The organism is Luteitalea sp., from assembly GCA_009377605.1.
Lineage (GTDB): Bacteria > Acidobacteriota > Vicinamibacteria > Vicinamibacterales > Vicinamibacteraceae > WHTT01.
Genome location: WHTT01000267.1, coordinates 1 through 675, shown reverse-complemented (window position 1 = coordinate 675; position 675 = coordinate 1). Strand labels below are relative to the sequence as shown.

Annotated in this window: 1 protein-coding gene; it reads right to left on the bottom strand. The window is 63.7% G+C overall.

The genetic code is table 11. The features are described 5' to 3' along the window. Window positions 1-68: 68 nt before the first annotated feature. Window positions 69-554 (bottom strand): periplasmic heavy metal sensor, encoded by a 486-nt coding sequence (locus GEV06_28865; GenBank protein MPZ21854.1) that lies wholly within the window; start codon window positions 552-554, stop codon window positions 69-71. Window positions 555-675: the final 121 nt, after the last annotated feature.

The window sequence follows — 675 nt, the reverse complement described above, 5'->3', positions numbered from 1 at the left end:
GTAGGAGGGCGGGTCAGCCATGTGCGTCTCCTCTTCCGCGACGATGAGGCTGGGTACACGTCGGCGCCCTAGTGTAGGTGTGCGCCATGTACATGTCCGTCGCCATGGCAGGCGTGCTCGCCGTATCCGTGGTGCTCTTGCCGCTCCGCCTGGTGCGATTTGGCTTTCTCCTGCTGCTCGGGCGTCAACACGTGGAAGATGGCGGCGTGGGTGCGTGCCTGAAGCACCGCGATCTCGGTCTGGACCAGTGCCAGCTCCTCTGCGCGCGCCTGAAGCTGCACCTCGTCGAGTGGCTCCACTATGGCGACGCTCTGAAGCGCCTCACGCGCTGGCCGGAGCTTGTCGACGAGGGCGCGACACTCGGTTCGCTGCTTATCGTGGATCGTGCGGATCTGATCACGCTGCTCGTCCGAGAGGTCGAGTCCGTGGGGTCCAGGCTGTGCCAGCGCCAACGTTCCGAGCACCAGAACGACCGTCATCCCGAGCGCTGTCACGGTCACTGTCTTGGTCGTTGTACGAGTCATAGTGTTCGTCCTCCAGCGTTGAGACAGCATAGGCAGGCGCGGCTGAACTGAACCTGAACGCGCCGTTCAGGTGCCGTTCAGCGTCGGGTGCGCTATAAATGGGCTGAGGCGGGATGCGCATTCTTGTCGTGGAAGACGAAGCGTCGCTCGC